Origin of the sequence: Parafrankia sp. Ea1.12 (genome assembly GCF_900465275.1) — a bacterium.
In the GTDB taxonomy this organism is placed as follows: Bacteria; Actinomycetota; Actinomycetes; order Frankiales; family Frankiaceae; genus Parafrankia; species Parafrankia soli.
Genome location: NZ_UBIZ01000234.1, coordinates 1 through 18,806, shown reverse-complemented (window position 1 = coordinate 18,806; position 18,806 = coordinate 1). Strand labels below are relative to the sequence as shown.

At 71.9% G+C, this 18,806-nt stretch carries 14 protein-coding genes; 4 read left to right on the top strand and 10 right to left on the bottom strand.

Going from position 1 to position 18,806, the window contains the following annotated elements; translation table 11 throughout:
• Positions 1–48 precede the first annotated feature (48 nt).
• The 8 genes from FMEAI12_RS09420 to FMEAI12_RS09385 all read right to left on the bottom strand — a co-directional run bounded on the left by FMEAI12_RS09420 (position 49) and on the right by FMEAI12_RS09385 (position 10,181).
• Complete coding sequence (locus tag FMEAI12_RS09420) at positions 49–984, bottom strand: 3-carboxyethylcatechol 2,3-dioxygenase (protein WP_112105717.1); 936 nt, start codon at positions 982–984, stop codon at positions 49–51.
• Complete coding sequence (locus FMEAI12_RS09415; RefSeq protein WP_112105716.1) at positions 908–2,638, bottom strand: bifunctional 3-(3-hydroxy-phenyl)propionate/3-hydroxycinnamic acid hydroxylase; 1,731 nt, start codon at positions 2,636–2,638, stop codon at positions 908–910. Before FMEAI12_RS09415 ends, FMEAI12_RS09420 begins: the two co-directional genes overlap by 77 nt.
• A gap of 2 nt (positions 2,639–2,640) precedes the next feature.
• Positions 2,641–3,504, bottom strand: coding sequence for an alpha/beta fold hydrolase (locus tag FMEAI12_RS09410; RefSeq protein WP_112105715.1), 864 nt, complete (start codon positions 3,502–3,504; stop codon positions 2,641–2,643).
• Between the two features lie 827 nt (positions 3,505–4,331).
• Positions 4,332–5,084 (bottom strand): IclR family transcriptional regulator, encoded by a 753-nt coding sequence (locus FMEAI12_RS09405; RefSeq protein WP_112105714.1) that lies wholly within the window; start codon positions 5,082–5,084, stop codon positions 4,332–4,334.
• Between the two features lie 50 nt (positions 5,085–5,134).
• A complete protein-coding gene (locus FMEAI12_RS09400) occupies positions 5,135–5,680 on the bottom strand; it encodes a nuclear transport factor 2 family protein (RefSeq protein WP_112105713.1) in 546 nt (181 codons plus the stop codon).
• Positions 5,680–6,678 (bottom strand): alpha/beta hydrolase, encoded by a 999-nt coding sequence (locus FMEAI12_RS09395; RefSeq protein WP_112105712.1) that lies wholly within the window; start codon positions 6,676–6,678, stop codon positions 5,680–5,682. Before FMEAI12_RS09395 ends, FMEAI12_RS09400 begins: the two co-directional genes overlap by 1 nt.
• Positions 6,678–8,471 carry an NAD(P)/FAD-dependent oxidoreductase gene (locus FMEAI12_RS09390; protein WP_112105711.1) on the bottom strand — a complete coding sequence of 598 codons (1,794 nt, stop codon included), beginning with the start codon at positions 8,469–8,471 and terminating at the stop codon, positions 6,678–6,680. Before FMEAI12_RS09390 ends, FMEAI12_RS09395 begins: the two co-directional genes overlap by 1 nt.
• Before the next feature lie 45 nt (positions 8,472–8,516).
• Positions 8,517–10,181 carry an FAD-dependent oxidoreductase gene (locus FMEAI12_RS09385; protein ID WP_112105710.1) on the bottom strand — a complete coding sequence of 555 codons (1,665 nt, stop codon included), beginning with the start codon at positions 10,179–10,181 and terminating at the stop codon, positions 8,517–8,519.
• Between the two features lie 253 nt (positions 10,182–10,434).
• Here FMEAI12_RS09385 and FMEAI12_RS09380 point away from each other — a divergent pair, with 253 nt between their 5' ends.
• Positions 10,435–12,156: a class I adenylate-forming enzyme family protein gene (locus FMEAI12_RS09380; RefSeq protein WP_112105709.1), complete on the top strand. Its 1,722-nt coding sequence runs from the start codon at positions 10,435–10,437 to the stop codon at positions 12,154–12,156.
• A gap of 83 nt (positions 12,157–12,239) precedes the next feature.
• Here the strand turns inward: FMEAI12_RS09380 and FMEAI12_RS09375 are convergent, their stop codons facing one another.
• A complete protein-coding gene (locus FMEAI12_RS09375) occupies positions 12,240–13,121 on the bottom strand; it encodes an LLM class F420-dependent oxidoreductase (RefSeq protein WP_112105708.1) in 882 nt (293 codons plus the stop codon).
• A gap of 140 nt (positions 13,122–13,261) precedes the next feature.
• Positions 13,262–13,390: a hypothetical protein gene (locus FMEAI12_RS39210; RefSeq protein WP_255565672.1), complete on the bottom strand. Its 129-nt coding sequence runs from the start codon at positions 13,388–13,390 to the stop codon at positions 13,262–13,264.
• Positions 13,391–13,707: 317 nt separating this feature from the next.
• Here FMEAI12_RS39210 and FMEAI12_RS09370 point away from each other — a divergent pair, with 317 nt between their 5' ends.
• The 3 genes from FMEAI12_RS09370 to FMEAI12_RS09360 all read left to right on the top strand — a co-directional run bounded on the left by FMEAI12_RS09370 (position 13,708) and on the right by FMEAI12_RS09360 (position 18,401).
• Positions 13,708–14,391 (top strand): TetR/AcrR family transcriptional regulator, encoded by a 684-nt coding sequence (locus tag FMEAI12_RS09370; protein ID WP_112105707.1) that lies wholly within the window; start codon positions 13,708–13,710, stop codon positions 14,389–14,391.
• A gap of 216 nt (positions 14,392–14,607) precedes the next feature.
• A complete protein-coding gene (shc, locus tag FMEAI12_RS09365; protein ID WP_235013851.1) occupies positions 14,608–16,641 on the top strand; it encodes a squalene--hopene cyclase in 2,034 nt (677 codons plus the stop codon).
• Positions 16,642–16,724: 83 nt separating this feature from the next.
• Positions 16,725–18,401 (top strand): GGDEF domain-containing protein, encoded by a 1,677-nt coding sequence (locus FMEAI12_RS09360; RefSeq protein WP_112105735.1) that lies wholly within the window; start codon positions 16,725–16,727, stop codon positions 18,399–18,401.
• Positions 18,402–18,806: the final 405 nt, after the last annotated feature.

Sequence of the window (18,806 nt, the reverse complement as noted above, 5' to 3'; positions counted from 1 at the left end):
CACCTCGGAATCGTCGGGGCGAGCACCGCCCGCGGGTGGACGCCGGCCTCATCGCGGGACGGCCGTCCGCACGGCGAAGCCGGCGATCAGCTCGGGCGCGGGCCGGTAGTAGCTGGTCCGCACCCGGTACGGCCCCGTTGCGGCGAGCGCCGCGAACGCGGCGACCCACGTGCGTATCTCGTGCGCGGAATTGCCGCCCTCCCGGGTGATCCCGTCGTTGGTCCACCCGTCCAGCTCGGCCAGCCGGCCCTGGTCGAGGACGTCGAGCACCCGCCGGTCCCACTCGGGGTTGAGCGGTCGCAGGTCGGCCGTACCGCGGGCGAAGCTCGCCGCCGCCTCGATCACCGCGCTCTGCCGGGCCTGCCGCTCACCGGCGGTCGGCGGCCGTCCGTGCACGATGCGTTCGAGCACCTCCGGCGGGCTGGCCAGGTTCGGGACGGGCGGGTCGTGCGAGAGTCCGCCCGACCCCAGCACGAGCACCCGCCGGTCGAGGCCGGCCAGGTAGCGGCCGATCGCGGCCCCCAGCAGCCGGGCCCGCCGCAGCGGCGCCAGCGGGACCGCCACGGAGTTGACGAAGACCGGGACCACCGGACGGGCCGCGATGTCGCCGAAGAGTGCCGCCAGCGGCTGCACCGTGCCGTGGTCGACGTCCATGCCGGTCGAGACGGCCACGTCGACGTCGGCCGCCCAGGCCGCCTCCGCGAGGCCGTAGGCGAGCTCGGCGGGGACGTCGAGCTCGCCGCTCTGCGTCCCGTAGTCGCCGACACCGCGCGCCGCGGTGCCGACGCAGAACGGCGGCATGAGCCGGTAGAAGAAGCCGTTGTAGTGGTCCGGGGCGAACAGGACGACCAGGTCCGGGTCGTACTCGCGCACCACGTCCCGGGCGGCGGCGAGCGCCGTGCCGACGTCAGCCAGGAGAGACGGCGGCGGGCCGGGCAGGCCGAGCAGCGGGCTGTGTGACATGCAGCAGAGGGCGAGCGCCATCCTCGGCTCCCGGGGTGAGGGACAGCGCGCCGGTGAGCGACGCGGCCAGTTCGGATGTCAGCTGAGCGACGCAGGCGCCGGACACACACCGGTCGGGCCGCAGGAAGAGCACGGACTCCTCGTGCGCGTCGAACCAGGACTTGAGCGCGCCGGTCCGGTCCCCGACCACCACGACGTCCGGGTGGTCCTGGTCCGCCCAGTGCAGCTGGGTGACCGGCCGCAACGCGACGAAGGTCGCGCCGAGCGCCTTCCACCTCGCGAACGTCTCGGGGCCGAGCAGCTCGTACGGGTCGTTGTTCCAGCACAGCACGGCGAACCAGGGCCCGAGCACGTCGTCGAGCCGGACGTTCTCGCGCTCGCGGGTGTCGACCCGCGGCTGGATGAACAGGGTCCCGACCGGCGAGTTCGCCCGGATCGGCTCCGTGTGCACGACCGCGCCCTCGACGTACCGCGGCATCGGTTTGAACCGCATCTCCACGACGTACTGCTTGAGCGCGGGCACGGCGGAGGCCGTCCGGGCGATCCAGTCCCGCACGGTGGCGACCCGCCGGTTGGTCGGGGAGATGATGCGCCCGACGGTCGTCGACAGGTCGATCATCGCCTGGGCGTGCCGGCGGCGCTCGACGTCGTAGGTGTCGAGCAGGGCGTCGCCGGCGAGGCCGTTCGCCACCGCGGCGAGCTTCCAGCCGAGGTTGGCCGCGTCCCGGATGCCGCTGTTGTAGCCCTGGCCCTGCCAGACCGGCATCAGGTGGGCGGCGTCGCCGGCGATCAGGACCCGCCCGGCGCGGAAGGAACCGGCGATCCGCGAGTGGTGCGTGTACACCCGGCGCCGGATGATGTTGACGCGGTCCGGGCGCGGGACGAACCGGGCGAGCATCGTGGCGATGAACTCCGGGTCCTCCGCCGCCTCGTCGGCCTCGTCCGCGTGCAGCATGAACTCGAACCGGCGGATGCCGTGCGCGATGGACACCGACACGTAGGGGCGCGCCGGGTCCGCGCCGACGTCCACGTTGGGCCGGCCGAGCGGGTCGGGGCGGATGTCGACCACGAGCCAGCGCGTCGGCGACGTCGTGCCCTCGAACGACACCCCCATGAGCTGCCGGGTGGCGCTGCGCCCGCCGTCGCAGCCGACGACGTGGCCGGCCGTGACGGTCGAGGGGCCGGCGGGCCCGGACAGCCCCACCGTCACCCCGTCGGCGGTCTGCTCCAGCGACTCCATCCGGTGGCCCCAGCGGACCTCGACGTGCTCGTACCGCCGCAGGCCCGCCAGCAGCTCGGCGTCCGCCAGTGGCTGGACGAAGCCGTTGCGCTTCGGCCAGCCGAACGGCTGGCTGGTCGGCGCGATCTCGGCGAGCACGCGCTGCTTCGCGTCGACGAACCGCATCACCTGGTTGGGGTTCGTGTGCGGCAGGATCCGGTCGACCAGGCCCGTGCTCTGGAAGGTGCGCAGCGACTCGTCGTCCAGGCCGACCCCGCGCGGGTAGTCGATCAGCGTCTCCCGCTCCTCGACCACCAGGGTGCGCACGCCGTAGCCGCCGAGCAGGTTCGCGAGCGTCAGCCCCACCGGGCCGGCCCCGATCAGCACGACGGCCGGCGCGGCGGCGACGGCTCCGGGCCCGGCGGCTGGTCCGGTACCGGGGAGGTCCGCGGCCATGGTCAGCGCCCCAGCAGGAAGTCGAGGTGCAGACGGTTGAAGGTCTTCGCGTCCTCGTACTGGGGCCAGTGACCGCAGCCGGGCATCACCTCGAAGCGGGCGCCCGGGATCATCGAGGCGATCCGGCCGCCCTCCTCGACGTCTGCGGTCGGGTCGTCGCTCGTCCACAGCACCAGCGTGGGTGCGGTGATGGCGCCGTACTCGGCCGGGCCGAGCAGGTTACGCGCCCTGATCGCCGGATCCTGCAGCGCCATGATGTCGCTCATCGCCGCGGTGAAGCCGGGCTGCCGGTAGACGCGCTGTCGGCTCGCGACGAGATCGTCGTAGCCCCGGGTCTTGTCCGCCATCAGCCACTTGATCCGGGCCTGGACGGTCGGCCACGTCGGGTCCTCCACCGCCGCCATCGACAGCGTGCGGATGCGCGCCATGACGACCGGATCCGCCTGCGACCCGCCGGCGGTGTTCAGCACCAGCCGGTCGACCCGGTCCGGATGGTCGACGGCCGCGCGGGCCGCCACCCAGCCCCCGAGCGACTCGCCGCTGATGTGGGCGCGGTCCGCGCCGATGGTGTCGAGCACCGCCAGCAGGTGCTCCACGTAGTGCGCGATCTCCAACGGGTGCCCGGGCCGGCCGGTGTACCCGTGCCCGAGCATGTCGATCGCCCACGTCGAGAAATGCTGGGCGTGGGCCTCCAGGTTGCGGACGTAGGCCTCGGCGTGCCCGCCCGAGCCGTGTAACAGGACGAGCACCGGTCCACTCTCATCACCGGCGTGCAGGTATCTCGTCCGCACGCCCGCGACGTCCAGGTACCCCTGCGAGAACGGGACGCCCTGAAGATCACTCCAGATGCTTTCGTACTCCGACACGCGCCTGGCCCATCCCTCTCTCACGCCGCATCCCACTCACGCCGACCTGGCCCACGGATGCGCACTGACCTCACGCTGCGCACTGACTCGCTTTGCGCCCCGACTCGCGCTACACCCTGACTCGTGTGCGAACTATAGAACGTGAGTGTTCGACATATGCACAGTAGGATCGGTGTTCTGAGGTGTCAAGACCGAAGCGGCGGCCCGCGTGCACGCCCGTCCGGCCCGCGGCTGGCGGGCACGGCGCAGCGGCGCAGCCGCGCCCACCGCCACGAGGCAGTAGTGGGCGCGCCAAACATAGGAATCACGGGAAACGCGGGCAGGCGGAGAACGCGGTGCGCGGGAGAACACGACCGCCGGGCGCTGACGCCTGGCCTGGCCTGGCCTGGCCTGGACTTGGGCCCGTGGCCCGTGGCCCGTGGTGGCCGTGGTGTCGAGCGGGTGGCGTGCGTGCAGGCGTGCTGGGGTCCGGGGCGCAGGCCGGGACCGATCGGCATTCACGTCGGCTGGGCCTTATGCGCGGTGTCGAGCAACCGTGGCGATTGAGTGAGAGCCCGGACTCACTGAGCCGCCACACATCGCTGGGCGGCGGGATTCAGGCTGCATAGATCTTGTTCCCACAGCCTTGGCGCCGTGGTTCCGTGCCCGCCCCGCACCCGCCGGCCGTCGCCCGGCCTCGTGCCGCGCCCGCCCGCCCGGCCTCGTGCCGTGTTCGAGCGCCACGCACGACGTCCGTCCGCGAGCACTCCGTCAGGTCACAATCGGTATCCGGACGACGACGAAAGCCGGACGACGACATCGTCACGGCAAGATCGACCGGACATCGGCTAGCCGGCCTGGCCGAGCCCGGGCACCCGGGCGCCCGACAACCGGTCACCGCCGTCGAAGAGCTGGCCGATCTCGCCGGCGGCCTGCACCATCACCGGGCCCGCGCCGGCCGCCACCTCGGAGCGGAAGGTGACCAGGTGGAGGCACATGAGCGGGCTGGAGGGCCGGGTCGGGATGAGCGCCGCGACGCCGTGCGCCCCGGCCTCTATCTCACCGCTGCTGACCGCGAAGCCGAGCTCGCGCGCGAGCTTCACCCCGGCCGGCTCGCCGGGCTGCGGCGGAAGCGCCGAGGCGAGCGCGTAGCCCGCTGACCCCCGGTCCAGCGGGGTCCGCATGCCGGCGCGGAACGACAGGTGATGAGTTGTGTTGGTGGGTTCGACCAGCGAGACCGCGACCGCTTCCTCACCCTCGGCGACGAAGAGCGCGATCGTGGAGCCGAGTCGCTCGGCCAGCCGCCGCATCGAGGGCAGGGCGAGCTCGCGCAGGCCCGGCAGGTAAGCGTCCGACAGCGACACGAGCCTCGCGCCCGGCCGGTAGACGCCGTTGTCGGCACGGGTGAGAAACCGGAAATCCACGAATGTCTGAAGCAGCCGGTAGGCGATCGACCGATGGATGGAAAGCCGTTCCGCGACTTCCTGGGTGGTCAGGCCCGTCCCGGATTCCGTGACGGCGATGAGGGCCCGCAGACCGCGCGCGAGCGTCTGGCTCCCAGGCTGCGCTTTGACGATCTCCGTCTGGTCGGCTCGGGCCATGGGCTGATGGTATCCGGCCCCGTCAGCGCCCGGCTGCGCGGCGCGGGCTCTCACCCCCGCACCAGGCGCATGATCGCCTGCGACTCGGGTGAGCCGTCAAGGACGCGGTTGCGGCGGTCCCGGATCCGCCAGCCGGCAGGTGTGCGCAGCAGCGTCCAGTGGTTGACCGCGGCCCGCCACAGAAACCACCGATCATCCTCCCTGAGGACCACGAAGGAATAGCCGACGGCCTCCGCCGTGTCACCGCTGACGGTGACGCGAGGCGGGGCGGTGAGGTGCGCGACGCCGGCGGCGACCAGCCCGGTGTGCGGCTCGGTCCGGTAGAGATCCGCCAGGCCCTGCGGCGCCTCGACCCGGACAGCGCTCCCGGCCGGGACGCCGAACTCGTAGCCGCCGCCGCTGATCCACAGGTCGGCCGCCTCTTCCGCCGACCCGCTGTCGACCAGAGGGCCGTAGCTGTTGAGCAGGCGGAGGATCTCCAGCTGGTCCTCGGCCGCCCGCAGCCGTGCCTCCAGCCGCCGGAGCCTGCTCTCCACCTCCGCCAGGCCAGCCACGTCCGCCAGGTTCGCCACGTCCGCCAGGTTCTTCCCGGCCATCAGGGCCGCTCGCCGGCTTCCTGGGATCCGTCCGCCGGCACGAACGCGGCGGCCAGCGCCGCGTAGACGTCCCGCAGGAACTGCGCGGTGCGCGGGGTGCGCGGCGGCGCACCGAACCCGCCGTGGATGACCCCGGGGTACACGTGCAGCTCGGTCGGCACGCCCGCGGCCGACAGGCGTGCCGCGTAGGCGACGTTCTCGTCCACGAACCCGTCGACGTCGCCGATCCCGAGGAAGGCCGGCGCGAGCCCGGTGAGGTCTTCCGCCCGCGCCGGCGCCGCGCTGGGCGGGACCTCGCCGCCCTCGAGCGACCCGAGATAGGCCGCCCAGCACAACCGGTTGGCCCGCAGATGCCACAGGCCCCAGTGGCCCGGGTCCTCGATCGCGCGGATCGAGGGGGTCAGCTCACGGTCGTCGAGCATCGGGTAGATCAGCAGCTGCAGCGCCGGCTGGGGGACGCCGAGGTCCCGCAGCCGCAGGCACAGTCCGGCGGCCAGACCGGCACCCGCGCTCGCCCCGCCCAGGACCAGTCGGGCCGGGTCGACCCCGAAGTCGGCCGGGTTCGCGCTGACCCGGCGCCAGACGGTCTCCGCGTCCTCCAGGCCCGCCGGGTAGGGGTGCTCCGGGGCCAGCCGCCAGTCGACCGAGGCGACGGTGCAGCCGAGCTCGATGACCATCCGGTCGAGGCGGTCGTCGTTCTCGTCCAGGTTCCCCATGATGTAGGCGCCGCCGTGCAGCCAGAGGAGGAAGGGCAGCGCCGCCCCGGCGGGGGCGTCGGCGGGGCGGTACCAGCGCACCCGGACGTCGGGACGGCCGTCCATGCCCGGGATGACCTGGTCGCGACGCCGGACCCGCGGATCCTCGGGGGCGGGCGGCGGGCCGACCGCCGCGTACGAGCGCCGGATCGTCGCGATGCTCGTCAGGTCCCAGCGCGCCAGCCGGTCGAGCAGCGCCACGGTCCCGGGTTCGACCCGTTTGTGCACGTCGATGGCGGCCATCAGTCGCCGTCGGCCCGGTCCGGGTTCATCGGCTCGACACCGACCTCGATCGCCTTGATCAGCAGTGCCGTGAACCGGGTGTAGAAGCGGGCCATCCGGATGAACCCGGTGCCGAACCACAGCCCGGGCTGGGCGGAACGACGCCACGTGTTCGCGTACTCGCCGTCCGCGGCCCGGCCGTACGCCTTGTCGATCCGGTCCGCCGCCGAGCCCAGCGTGGGCTTGATGTGGCCCCAGAACTGGTGGTAGCCGGTGGCGAAGACGATCAGGTCGACGTCGAGGGTCGAGCCGTCGGTGAAGACCACCGTCCGGTCCCTGACCTCGGCCACCTCGACGCCCTGTTTGAGGTGCACCAGGCCGTCCGCGATCAGTTCGGACGCGCCGATGTTGATCTGGTAGGCGTCCTTGCCGGACATGTGGGCGCCGATGATGCCGGTGCCGTCCGGGCCCCACTCGAGCTTGAAGCCCCGCGCGGTGAGACCGTCGAGCAGATCCTGGTCGGCCGCCGCGGCGAGCTTCACCAGCTTCTTGTTGAGTTCGTCCACCCGCTCGTTGGGCAACGAGTAGGTCATCTGGTCCGCGAAGTCCGGGGTGTAGGGCATGTCCTCGGTGAACAGCGTCGACCAGTACCGGTGGTAGGACTCGTAGCTCACCACGTAGGTCGCGCTGCGCTGCAGCAGCGTGACGTCCGCGCCGTGCTCGTACAGGTCGTGCGCGATCTCGTGGCCGCTCACGCCGGCCCCGATCACCAGCGCCTTCTTCCCCGCGAAGTCGGCGCCGTACTGGAACTCGTCCGAGTGCGCCGTCATGCCGGGGAAGGTCTCGATCCCCTTGATCGCGGGGATCTTCGGGGATCCGAACAGGCCGCCCGCCACGACGAAGTGCCGCGGGTGCAGTTCCCGGACCGAGCCGTCCCCGCGCCGGACCCGGATCGTCCACCGCTGGGCGTCCTCGTCGAAGTGCCCGTCGAGGAACGTGGTGGACGTCCACACGTTGAGGTCGAGCAGGTTCGCGTACGACTCCAGCCAGTCGGCGAACTTGTCCTTCGGGGTGTGCGCCGGCCAGGACGGCGGCAGCGACAGGTAGGGCAGATGGTCCCCGAAGACGGTGCTGTGCAGGGCCAGCGACGCGTAGCGCTTGCGCCAGGTGTCCCCGACCCGGGCCTCGCGGTCGATGACGAGCGTCGGCACGTCGAGCGCGCCGAGCCGGGCCGCGATGGCCAGCCCGTTGTGCCCCGCGCCGAGCACGAGCACCGCGGGCTCGCTGTCCTCGAAGGCGATCTCCTTCTCGCGGTCGCTCGACCACCGGGTGCGGTCGGGCACGATCCCGTAGACCTTGCCGTCCCGGCGATGGTGACGCACCCGTTCCGGATGGGCCTGCAGTCCTATCACCTGGGTCTGCAGGATCGACACCACGAAGTGCCCCGCGCTCGGTACGAGCAGCACATAGCCACGGTCGATCCGGTCCGTGGTGGTGAAGTCGAAGAACGCGTTGATGGCGCCGTCGGTGACGACCGGCGGCTGCTCCCTGCTGGGCCGGAAGTCGGCGGCGTTCCAGGCCTTCGCCAGCTCGGTGAGCCGGGCGGCGGTCTCCTCCCGCCCGACCGTGTGGTGGAAGTCCCAGGGGAAGGCCATGAAGTCACGCCAGGTCGCCTCCGGGAGGAAGAGCGCGGCGAGGTCGGACGTGGATCCGCTCCGCAGGGCCGCCGCGAAGTCTGCGAGCCATCCGGCGAAGATGTCCTCGGCGTCCCGCGCGGTGATCGTCTCAGCCGGATTCTCTAAGGTCTCAGTCATTGTCTCGCTCTTCGCCCCAATTCCCGGTGATCTACTGGCTTCGGGTCAGCTTCCGGATCGTTCGCTCAGGACCGGCGACCGGGCGCCGGACGCCGGGTCACGCGCCGCCGCGCGCCCGGTGTAGAGACCCCACACCCCGGCGACGGCCAGTGTCGCCCCGGCACCGCCGTACACCATGCCGGACGGGCTCGCCATCACGTTCCCCGCGGCGTAGAGCCCGCGGATCACGTCGCCGTCGACGTCCAGGACCCGGCCCTCCCGGTCCGTCCGGGGGCCGCCCTTGGTGCCGAGCGCCGACGACCCGACCTCGACGCCGTAGAACGGCGCGGTCTCGACCGGGCCCAGCGTGGAGAGGACCGATTCGGGATCGAGCACCCGGCCGCCGGGGAACCGGTCGTAGGCGTTGTCGCCGCGGCCGAAGTCGGGGTCGGTGCCGGCGCGGGCATGCTCGTTGAACCGCTGCACGGTCGCCGCGACCTCGGCCGCGGGGAGGCCAAGCCGGCCCGCCAGCTCGCCGAGGGTGTCGGCGCGCACCAGCCAGTCCGGCACCGCGCCGCCGGGCGCCCCGCCGAACACACCGAACCGGTCGACGGTCGACTGGTCGAAGATCATGAAGCTGGGCAGGTTCGGGTACTCGAACTTCGACGCGTCAAGCTGGTGGTAGGCGCCGCCGAAGGCGTTGTAGTTCGCCGCCTCGTTCGCGAACCGGCGACCATGGCGGTTGACCATGATCGAACCGGGCAGCGCGCGTTCCCGCGAGGTCAGCAGCCCGTTCCGGGCGCCGTCGCGACGGCGCCCGGGAAGGCTGACGACCGGGGCCCACCAGGCCTCCCGCATGTTGCCGAGCTGGGCGCCGACCCGCATCGCCATCCGCAGCCCGTCGCCGGTGTTGGACGGCGCGCCGATGGCACGGGTCAGCGGTCCGCGCAGGAAGTCGCGAACGAGATCGGGGTCGTACTCGAATCCGCCGGTGGCGAGCACGACCGCGCCCGTGCGCACCGACCGGACGCCGTCGGGGGTCCCGATCTCGATCCCGGTGACGGCACCACCCTCGGTGATCAACCGCAGGCCGCGCGACCGGGTGGCGACGTGCACCCCACGCCGTAGGCAGGCCTGGAGCAGACCGCCGACCAGTGCCCGGCCGAGGCCCTCCGCGCGGTTCTTCTCCCGCTCGGCGAGCACGTCCGGCTCCAGCGCGCCGGTGCCCCCGCCCAGGGGCATCTCGCGGATGAGCAGCCGGCAGGTGTCGCCCGCGATGCGGTCCTCCCATTCCTCGAACCCGAGAAAGGAGAAGAGCCCGACCTCGATCGACCGTCCCCCGTCGGGCCGGCCGCCGGGGCGTTCCGGGTGATAGTCGGGATAGCCCTCGACCAGTTGGAAACGGAGATCCGTCTGCTGCTCGACGAAGTCGACCAGCTCCGGACCGCCGTCGACGAGCGCCTCGGCCAGCTCCGGGAGAATCATCCCGTTCGACAGACTCGCCAGGTACGCCAGGCCGTCCGCGCGGGAATCCTTGATGCCGGCCGCCCGGGCCGGCTGGTTGACGGGGACCCAGATCGTCCCGCCGGACAGCGCGGTCGTGCCGCCGAGCAGCTCCGCCTTCTCGAACACGGCGACGCGGGCGCCCTCCACGGCCGCGGCGAGCGCCGCGGTCAGCCCCGCCGCGCCTGACCCCAGAACCACCACGTCGTACGTCTCATGCTCGTGCATCGCATGCCCCCGTCACTGGGAGAGGTTCGGAACCGCCCGGCTGGCCGGCACCGGGACCGCGTCGGCACGGCGCCCGCGGGCCGCGGCGCCCGCCTGGGCCGCTCTGCCGCTCGACTGTGGATCACCTGTCGCCGTAGAGCGCCCGCCACCGTGCATTATGTGCGACATAGTGTTCAATAGGTGCTCAAGCTAATAAGCTCCCGGAGGGGTGTCAAGCCCGACCGAACCCTGCGCAGACCCGAGGGGCTGATCAATGCCGACCGATTCCGCGAGCGAGGACGTCCTCTCGACCGCCCGGCCATGGCTCGCCGCGTACCCACCGCGGATCGACCCGTCGCCGCGCCTCGCCCACTCCTCGATCGTCGACGCGTGGCGGGACCGGGTGGCCGGTAATCCCGGCCGGACGGCGGTGCGGTACTTCGACGGCTCCCTCAGCGCGGCCGAACTCGACGCCCACGCCGACGCCCTCGCCGCCGAGCTGCAGGAACGGGACGTCCGGCCGGGCGACCGCGTGGGCGTCTACCTGCAGAACGTGCCGTACTACCCGATCAGCCTGCTGGCGATCTGGAAGGCCGGCGGCATCGCGGTGCCACTCAACCCGATGTACCGCGGACGCGAACTGCGGCGCCTGATCGACGACTCCGGCACCACGGGGATCATCCTGGCCCGCGGGACCGACGCCCAGACCCGCGAGACGCTCGCGGGCAGCACCGTCCGCTGGCTGTTATCCGCCTCCGCTCGCGACTTCCAGACGGCGGACGACCCGCGGGTGTTCGGCACCGGCGGCGATCCCGCGCCGTCACCCGACGGCGATCTGGCGGCGATCCTGACGCGACGGCGGGGGCAGCACCCCGAGCCGGTCGAGACCACCCTGGACGACACCGCCTTCCTCACCTACACCTCCGGCACCACGGGCCCACCCAAGGGCGCGCTGAACACACACCGGAACTTCCTGAACTCGGTGCTGAACTACGGCCGCTGGCTCCTTCTCGGGCCCGGCGACGTGGTGTTCGCGATCGCCCCCCTCTTCCACATCACCGGGCTTTCCCTGAACGCGGGCATCGCCCTGCTGAACGACACGACACTGAGCATGAGCGGCCGCTTCGAGCCCTCGGTCGTGCTCGAGGCCTTCCGTGACCACGGTGTGACGACCACCATCGGTTCGATCACGGCGTTCAACGCCTTTTTCCGGGTGGACGGCGCGGGCCCCGAGCATTTCGCCACGGTGCAGCGGCTCTATTCCGGCGGCGCGCCCATCCCGCCGTCGACGGTGGAGGCCTTCCGGTCGAGGTTCGGGCCCTACCTGCACAACATCTGGGGCATGACCGAGACGACCGGCGGGGGCATCGCCGTGCCCCCCGGCGCGGCGGCACCCGTGCACGGCCCGAGCGGCACCCTGTCGATCGGCGTGCCGATGCAGAACGTCGACGTGTGGATCACCGACGAGAGCGGCGCGCCACGGCCGCCGGGCGTCGAGGGCGAGCTGGTCATCTCCGCGCCGCAGGTCATCCCCGGCTACTGGCGCAACCCCGAGGCGTCGGCGCACGCGCTGGCGGGCGGGCGGCTGCGCACCGGGGATGTCGCCGTCCTCGACGCCGCCGGCTGGGTCTATCTCGTCGACCGGGTCAAGGACCAGATCAACACGTCGGGCTTCAAGGTCTGGCCGCGCGAGGTCGAGGACGTCCTGTACGAGCACCCCGACGTCTTCGAGGCCGCCGTGGTCGGCCTGCCGGACGCCTACCGCGGCGAGACCGTGGCGGCCTACGTGTCGCTGCGCGACGGCGCGGCCACCACTCCCGAGGAGCTGACCGCCTTCGCCCGGGAGCGGCTCGCCGCGTACAAGTACCCGCGCCGGATCTCGATTCTTCCGGAGCTGCCGAAGACCGCCACCGGCAAGATCCAGCGGGCGGTGCTGCGTGAGCAGGCCCCCGCGGGACAGGTGGCCCCGGCCGCGCCGCGGGCGGAACCCGGCTGACGAGCGGCCCTGGCCCGCTCCCGCACCGACGCGGGAGCGGGGGCGGCCCTGGCCCGCTTCCCGCGGGAGCGGGCCAGGGCCGCTCAGCGCAGGGCGACCTCGGCCTTCTTCATGATCTCCGCGATGTAGTCGATGTGGCGGTCGACGCCGGTGAGCCCGCGCCCCATCGTGAACAGCGAGGCGTGTGTGGCGCCTGCCGCCCGCAGCCGCAGCAGCCCGTCCGTGATCTCCTGATCGGTGTAGGGCTGGCCGGGTGCGTGCAGGACGAACTGCGCGCCGAAGCCGTCGAGCGGCCGGCCCGCGATCGCCAGCAGTTCCCGCAGGCGGGCCCAGCCGTCCATCGCCGGCTGATCGAGGCCGTAGCCGAAGACGAAGCCGTCGGCCAGGGCCACGGCCCGGCGGAACGCCGCCTCGGCGAACCCGCCGCACCAGATCGGAATCCGGCGGGTCGGCCTCGGGACGATGTTGGCGCGGTCGATCTGGTCGAACTCGCCCTCGAAGCTGATCAGCTCCTCGCTCCACAGCCGGCGGAGGTAGGAGATCTGCTCGGTCAGTCGCCGGCCCCGGCTGGCGAAGTCCACGCCCATCGCGTGGAACTCGACCCGGTTGTACCCGGCCCCCACGCCGAGCCGCAGCCGCCCCCCGGACATGAGGTCGATGTCGGCCGTCTGCCGGGCGACGAGGACGGTCTGGCGCAGCGGAAGGATGAGCACGCCGCTGACGAACTCGATGCGCTCGGTCAGGCCGGCGAGGTAGGCGAAGGCCGTGAGGGGATCGTGGAACGGGCTGCGTTCCCCGTACCGACCCCGGATCGGTGGGTCACGCCGCTCGTGCGAGGCGCCGATGAGGTGGTCGTACAGGACCAGATGGTCGTAGCCGAGCTCCTCGGCCGCCCGGGCGAACCGGGCGAGCGACGACGGATCGCCCTCGAGCTCGATCTGCGGATAGACGACCCCGAGCCTCATCGCACCCCGCCCGTCTCTCTCCCCGTCACGCTGAGGACGTCGGTCAGGCTATCAGCAGCAGTTCTTTTTCTACAACCATCAGTTCAAATAACGCACGCGAGCGGCGGAGGGGTCCCGTCGGAACAGGCGCCGCCCGCACGTCAGCTCTCCGCTCCGAGGACAAGCGGCAGGTCCGGGTCCGCCGCCCACTCCAGCATCGAGCCGTCGTACACGGCGGCGTCCGGCCCGCCGACCGCCGCCAGGGCCAGCGCGTTCCAGGCGGCACCCACCCCGCCGCCGCAGTAGAAGAGGGACGGTCGGCCGACCCGAGATAGGCCTCCCTGCCGCGACTGTCGACCACCAGGACGGCCGGGTCACCGATGGCGGCGAGCACCGCGCCCCGGTCGGCGCACGCCCTCCCAGCCGACCAGGCGCCATCGACACCGTGGATCGGGGGGCGGGGCCCACCCCAGCACTCTCCCGCAAACGGGCATACGACCCATGCGGGTCAAAAATCTGTCAGAGTCTGCCATTTGCCGGTGTTGCGCGTATGCTTGCCGAAGACACCAGGGTCACGGAAGCGCTACGCGACAGGAGGTAACCGGGCGTGGCTGACCAGCGCACGGAGGGCCTGCGTGAGCGGAAGAAGCGTCGCACCCGCCAGTCGATCATCGACGCCGCACACGAGCTGTTCCACCTGAAGGGCTACGAGGCGGCCACCGTGGAGGAGATCGCCGACCAGGCCGAGGTGTCCGTGCGCACCGTGTTCCGCTACTTCACGAGCAAGGAGGCGATCGCCCTCGCACCGCTGGACGAGATGGGCGATCTCACCGTGGCCGCACTGCGCCGCCGGCCCGCCGACGAGCCGCCTCTGACGGCGCTGCGCAACGCGGCCTTCGACGCGTGGACGCTGATGTCGCCGGACGGCGACTCGCTCCGTCACTACGCCGATCATCTGCTTCTCCTCGACGGCTCCTCACCCCTGGCGGGAGCGGTCCTGAGCCGTCTCGTCGCCATCGGCGACCGACTCGCCGTGGAGCTCGCGGAGGAGACCGAGCCCAGCCCGGCCGAACACGCCACCACTGAACACGCCACCCCTGAAGGCACCACTGCCGGGAACGGCCCGCCCGACCCCGGTCTGGGCGCCCAGCTGACCGCCGTCACGTTTCTCGGGGCCATCCAGGTGGCGACCCGCGCGTGGTGCAGCTCGGGCAGCACAGACCTCGGCGATCTCCTCATGACGGTCGACCTCTGCCTCGGTCGACTGGGCGTCCAGCCCCCCACCGGCTGACCCACCCGCACCGCAGGAACAGCACAACCGGAAAGCAAGGTCTGTCGCGGCACCCTGAACAATGTGAGCGCGCCAGCGTGAATGAGCGCCCCTACTCGGGCGGCGCGGTTCGGAGAGCCCCTCCGGCGCGCCCGTTCGGCGCCCAGGTCGGCCATGTTCCAGGGATCCGCCCGACCTCCTGTCACGTTGGTGATGAACGATATGCGAGGACCGGATATGAACGTTTCCGATACCGTCAGTGTCACCCGGGAAAGCATTCCCACGCAGACCAGCGCCGGCGACGCCACCGCACGCGACCGCACCGCGGCTGCCGGCAGCGGGCTCACCCACGCGCTACGCCTCGCCACCGACCACCTGCTCGCGCTGCAGGACGGCACGGGCTGGTGGAAGTTCGATCTCGAGACGAACACGAGCATGGACGCCGAGGACCTCCTGCTGCGCGAGTACCTCGGTATCCGCACGGCCGAGGTGACGGCGGCCTCGGCCCGGTTCATCCGCTCCCGGCAGAGCGACGACGGATCGTGGCCGCAGTACTTCGGCGGCCCGGGCGAGCTGTCCACCACCGTCGAGTCGTACATCGCCCTGCGCCTCGCCGGCGACGACGCCTCCGCACCGCACATGCTCAGCGCCGCGACCTGGGTCCGCGACCACGGCGGAGTTCCCGCGACCAGGGTGTTCACCCGGATCTGGCTGGCGCTGTTCGGTTGGTGGCGCTGGGAGGACCTGCCGGTGCTGCCCCCGGAGATCATGCTCCTCCCCCGCCGCGCACCGCTGAACATCTACTCCTTCGGGTCCTGGGCGCGCCAGACCCTGGTGTCGCTGACGGTCGTCTCCGCCCTCCGCCCGGTGCGGCCGGCGCCGTTCGACCTCGACGAGCTGTACCCGGACGGACCCGCCTCCGCCGGGTCCTCCGCCGGGCCCGGCGGAGGCGGGTCCGGCGCCGGAGCCTCCGGCGTGCTCGAGAGAATCAGCACGCGGTTCACCGCGAAAGAAATCTTCCTGGGTATCGACCGACTGCTGCACGTCTATCACCGGCGCCCCGTTCGATCCATGCGCAACCATGCGCTGCGGGCCGCGGAGCGGTGGATAATCGCCCGCCAGGAGGCGGACGGATGCTTCGGCGGAATTCAGCCACCCGCGGTCTATTCGATAATCGCGCTGCGGCTGCTCGGGTACGAGCTCGACCATCCGGTACTGAAGGCCGCGCTGCGGGCCCTCGACGACTACACCGTCACCCTCGCCGACGGCTCCCGCATGGTCGAGGCGTCGCAGTCGCCGGTCTGGGACACCGCGCTGGCGGTGAACGCCCTCGCGGACGCGGGTGCCACGGCCGCGATCGCGCCCGACCACCCGGCGCTGGTCCGCGCCGCCGACTGGCTGCTCGGCCAGGAGGTCCGGCACCGGCGTGGCGACTGGGCGGTCAACCATCCCGACGTCCCGGCGAGCGGCTGGGCGTTCGAGTTCGAGAACGACACCTACCCCGACACCGACGACACGGCGGAGGTTCTGCTCGCGCTGCGCCGGGTGCGCCACCCGGCGCGCGACGAGCTGGACGCCGCCGAGCGCCGGGCGGTGGCCTGGCTGTTCGGGCTGCAGTCCAGCGACGGCGGATGGGGCGCGTACGACGCGGACAACACCAGCACCATCCCGTACCAGATCCCGTTCGCCGACTTCGGAGCCCTCACCGATCCGCCCTCCGCGGACGTCACCGCGCATGTCGTCGAGCTGCTCGCCGAGGCCGGCCTCGGCGGCGACGACCGCACGCGGCGCGGGGTGGACTGGCTGCTGGACCACCAGGAGGCCGACGGGTCGTGGTTCGGCAGGTGGGGCGTCAACTACGTCTACGGCACCGGCAGCGTGATGCCCGCGCTGCGCGCCGCGGGGGTGGAGCCGTCCCATCCGGCCATGCGGGCGGGAGCGGACTGGCTGCTCACCCACCAGAACGCCGACGGCGGCTGGGGGGAGGACCTGCGCTCCTACACCGATCCCGAGTGGTCGGGCCGTGGTGAGTCCACCGCGTCCCAGACGGCGTGGGCGATGCTGGCCCTGCTGACGGTGGGCGACCAGCCCGAGGTGAGCGGGGCCCTCGCGAGGGGTGCCCGGTGGCTGGCCGATCACCAGCGGCCGGACGGCTCCTGGGACGAGGACCAGTTCACCGGTACCGGGTTCCCCGGCGACTTCTACATCAACTACCACGGCTACCGGCTGCTGTGGCCGATCATGGCCCTCGGCCGCTACCTCCGCGGGTAGGGCAGCCGACCCAGCCAGGCGCCAACATCGTAACTATCCGAATCGGTTCGACATCGATACGCTTCCCCCGAGGGATGTGGACGATGTCCGAACTCCGTGGCGTCACGGACGCCACACACGATTTGCGGCGTTCGACCGTTTCGGGCCGTACGCCGCAGTTGTTGTGGTGCGCGGCCGTCGCCGCCGTGGTACTTTTCGCGCTGGAGGTCGCCCTCGCGGTGCTGTTGGGCCCGCGGCCGGGCGTCGTCGCCACGATGTCGCTCAACGCCGCCGCCCAGGTGGCCGCCGCGGCGGCCTGCTTCTGGACCGCTCGGCGCACCTGCCCCGGTGACCGGCGCTGGCGGCGGCTCATCGGCGTCATGGCGGGCAGCTCGGCGCTCGCCAGCGTCGCGACGGCGACAGCCGTGCTGGGTGGTGAATCTCCCCGGGTATCCTCGGGGTGGTACGCCGTCCTGCTCGTTTTCCACGGTGTGGCCCTGGCCGGGCTGCTGTCGCTGCCCACCGACCCGGTGGACGGCCGGGCGGGGATGCAGGGCCGCGGCTCGTCCCGCTGGTACGTGATCACCATGCTGGACTGTGTACTGATCGTCGGTTCGATCGTCCTGCTGGAATGGGGGACGGTGCTCGCCGCGGTCGTCCGGACAGGTGCGCCCGACCTCAGAGAGTTCCTGCTCTCCCTGGTCCACTCGGTCTCCGTACTGATCCTGGTCACGGCGGTGGTGCTGATCGCGAGCTTCCGCCGGCCGCGCTCCCCGGCGACGTTGGCGCTGCTCGGCACGGGCCTGCTCGCCTACGGTCTCACCAGCAACGTCTTCGTCTACCGCGTCGCGCAGCACCAGCTCGACATGCCGCCGTTGAGCGTGGTCACATTCGGCCTCGCCTTCCTGCTGGTCTTCCTTGCCGCGCTGCTGCCGTTCCCGGCTCGCGCACCGCCGGACGGCCCGGCGCCGGCCGGCCCGCAGGCGACGTGGGCGTACGCGGTGCTGCCCTACGCGGTGCTCGGTGCGGCGGGCCTGCTGGTGGTCGGCAAGCTGTCGATCGGTACGCAGGTCGACCGGTTCGAGACGTGCGGCATCGCCGGGCTGCTGCTGGTCGCGCTGGTCCGCCAGATGGTCACGCTGGTCGAGAACGCCCGGCTACTCGCCGGAATCCGGGACCAGGAACGGGAGCTGCACCACCAGGCCTTCCACGACCCGCTGACCGGCCTGGCGAACCGGGCCCTGTTCACCCGCCGACTACAGCGAGCACTCACGCGCAACCCCGACGACCCCGACGACCCCGACGACGCCGGTGACGCCGGTGACGCCGGTGACGGCACGTCGCTGTCCGTGCTGTTTCTGGACCTTGACGAGTTCAAGCACGTCAACGACACCTTCGGGCATGCCGCCGGGGACGAGCTCCTCCGGATCAGCGCGGAGCGGCTGCGGGCGGGAACGCGGACCGTGGACACCGTCGCCCGGCTCGGCGGCGACGAGTTCGCCGTCATCCTCGACGGCGACGGACTCCGCAGTCCCCGCCGTGTCGGGGAACGGCTCGCGGCAGCGATACAGGCACCGTGTCTGCTGGCGGGACGGCCTTACACCCCGCGAGCCAGCCTCGGACTGGTCACCCTCGACTCGCCCGCCCGCCCGGCCGACCCCGACGTCCTGCTCCACCAGGCCGATCTTGCGATGTACGCGGCCAAACGCGAACGGACCGGCAGGCTGAAGGTCTACCGGCCGGACATGAGCCCTCCGATCGCCACGCCGCCGCCCGGCTGACCGGGCGGCGGCGTCCCCTTCGACGTGTGGAACGACCCGCTTCCCTGGACCACGAACGCGAGTTCCGTCATCCGCCGGCCCGAGTCGACCTCCGACGCCCGGAGTCGTGCCGGGTGGCGGCCACGGCTCGGAGAAGATGGGGATTGATCCGTCGGAGGTCTGCTCGATCCGGCCGTCTTTGAGGACTTCGGAGGCTACGTGGTCAGGTACATGCGGGAGGCGGCCGAGACCGCCGAATCGAGCGACTGTCCGGCGGTTCAGTGACGACACGTGACGCCGACCCGAGCGCGATCCGGCTGCTCGCCTCGGGTCGGCGGCGCTACGGCAACCTCAAGGACGAGGCGGCCAGCTTCATCCGGGAGGCGATCGTCTCTCGTGCGCTGCCGCCGCGCAGCAAGATCGATC

What these genes read in the sequence shown, in the direction of transcription:
- FMEAI12_RS09395 (WP_112105712.1), bottom strand. Translation starts at nt 6,678, where the DNA reads ATGGCCGCCATCGACGTGCACAAACGGGTCGAACCCGGGACCGTGGCG.
- FMEAI12_RS09380 (WP_112105709.1), top strand. Translation starts at nt 10,435, where the DNA reads ATGCCGACCGATTCCGCGAGCGAGGACGTCCTCTCGACCGCCCGGCCA.
- FMEAI12_RS09405 (WP_112105714.1), bottom strand. Translation starts at nt 5,084, where the DNA reads ATGGCCCGAGCCGACCAGACGGAGATCGTCAAAGCGCAGCCTGGGAGC.
- FMEAI12_RS09415 (WP_112105716.1), bottom strand. Translation starts at nt 2,638, where the DNA reads ATGGCCGCGGACCTCCCCGGTACCGGACCAGCCGCCGGGCCCGGAGCC.
- FMEAI12_RS09385 (WP_112105710.1), bottom strand. Translation starts at nt 10,181, where the DNA reads ATGCACGAGCATGAGACGTACGACGTGGTGGTTCTGGGGTCAGGCGCG.
- FMEAI12_RS09390 (WP_112105711.1), bottom strand. Translation starts at nt 8,471, where the DNA reads ATGACTGAGACCTTAGAGAATCCGGCTGAGACGATCACCGCGCGGGAC.
- FMEAI12_RS09360 (WP_112105735.1), top strand. Translation starts at nt 16,725, where the DNA reads ATGTCCGAACTCCGTGGCGTCACGGACGCCACACACGATTTGCGGCGT.
- shc (WP_235013851.1), top strand. Translation starts at nt 14,608, where the DNA reads ATGAACGTTTCCGATACCGTCAGTGTCACCCGGGAAAGCATTCCCACG.
- FMEAI12_RS09400 (WP_112105713.1), bottom strand. Translation starts at nt 5,680, where the DNA reads ATGGCCGGGAAGAACCTGGCGGACGTGGCGAACCTGGCGGACGTGGCT.
- FMEAI12_RS09420 (WP_112105717.1), bottom strand. Translation starts at nt 984, where the DNA reads ATGGCGCTCGCCCTCTGCTGCATGTCACACAGCCCGCTGCTCGGCCTG.
- FMEAI12_RS09375 (WP_112105708.1), bottom strand. Translation starts at nt 13,121, where the DNA reads ATGAGGCTCGGGGTCGTCTATCCGCAGATCGAGCTCGAGGGCGATCCG.